This is a genomic window from Dolichospermum sp. LEGE 00246, assembly GCF_015207865.1.
In the GTDB taxonomy this organism is placed as follows: Bacteria; Cyanobacteriota; Cyanobacteriia; order Cyanobacteriales; family Nostocaceae; genus Dolichospermum; species Dolichospermum heterosporum.
The window spans coordinates 1-1,519 of sequence record NZ_JADEWA010000725.1 but is presented as its reverse complement, the minus strand read 5'-3'; the positions used below and the strand labels follow the sequence as shown (position 1 = coordinate 1,519).

Genomic DNA, 1,519 nt, shown 5'->3' with positions numbered 1-1,519 from the left:
ACCTATCAAACAGGTCGAAAAGTGGCTCTTGATTTCAAATCAAACATGAAGATTGTTTTTGATGAATTCTTGCCGCAATGGAATTACACCGCTAAACCAGAATTACAGGTTATTTAATCCACGATCCTTAGTAAAATTAGCATCTACTAAAACCAGCGCCATGAAAATTGTCACCAAAAATCTTTTACAACCAATATTTTCTCTAACTTTCCTTGTAGGACTCTCCGCACTGATATCATCATGTCAACCGTCCCAACCAAATGAGACAACAGCAGCTATTAAAATTGATGGTTCAGACACTGTTTACCCTATTACCCAAGAAGTCAGCAATGATTATAACTTCCAGAAAAATAATGGTAAATCACCTTCAGTAAAAGCAATTGAACTTAATTCTTCCGGTACTAGTAGCGGGTTTAAAAAGTTTTGTTTGGGAGAGACAGATATTAACAATGCTTCTCGACCAATTCATACTCACGAAATAAAGAAATGTACTCAAAATAACGTGACATTCCTTGAATTACCCATTGGTTTTGATGCAATAACAATAGTAGTTAACTCTGAAAATAATTGGGCGCAGGATATAACTTTGGCAGAACTCAAAAAAATCTGGGAACCATCAGCCGAAGGTAAAATTACTACATGGAATCAGATTCGTTCCACTTGGCCGAATAAACCCTTGAGCCTTTTTGGTCCTGATAAAGATTCAGGCACTTTTGACTATTTTACAGAAATTGCCGTAGGACAAGAAGGGGCTATTCGTAAGGACTATAAAGCTGATAAAAATTACAAAATCATAGAGAGCAAAGTTAGCAGTGATATCAACGCCTTAGCTTTCATTCCCTACAGCTATTACAACTCTAGCAAAGATACATTGAAAGCCCTATCTGTAGATAGCGGTACTGGTGCAGTGATGCCTTCGCGGACAAGTGTGAAATGGGGAAAATACCGACCACTTTCTCGTCCACTGTTTATATATGTCAGCTATAAATCTCTTCGGCAAAAACCAGATATGAGAGAATTTTTAGAATTATACATGGATAAAGCACCTGAGTTTGTCAGTGCTATTGGGGATGTACCCTTAACAGATCACGCTTACAAATTAAATAAGATCCATTTTAACAAAGGTAAAGTCGGCACTGTTTTTGAGGGTAAATCTCAATTTAATTTAAGTCTAGAACAGGTCTTGCAAAAACAAGCTAAGTTCTAAGGAATTTGACCCTCTCTGCGTCTTTAAATGCGAAGTTCCCAACACTACCGCGTTCCTCTTGTGGCTTCAACTCCTACAGCATTAATTTAGGGATACCCGCCCCTATTTTTCGCCAGATAAAATTAAAAAAGATAGATTTGTTACTGTCAGATGATAGAATAGAACATCAATATTTGTATTCCGTATAAGTAATTGGACAAAAATATTTACAGTCATTGCGAGGGAAGGGAAGCAATCACAACCCTTGGAATTGCTTCATTTCACTTCGTTCCATATGGCTAACGCCACGCTGCGCTAACGCCATGACATTGT

1 protein-coding gene is annotated in these 1,519 nt (G+C 37.6%); it reads left to right on the top strand.

What is annotated here, in order from left to right:
• Nucleotides 1-160 precede the first annotated feature (160 nt).
• The gene (locus tag IQ228_RS25950) at nt 161-1,207 is read left to right on the top strand and encodes a PstS family phosphate ABC transporter substrate-binding protein (protein ID WP_193964997.1); all 1,047 of its coding nucleotides are present in this window, start codon (nt 161-163) and stop codon (nt 1,205-1,207) included.
• Nucleotides 1,208-1,519 lie beyond the last annotated feature (312 nt).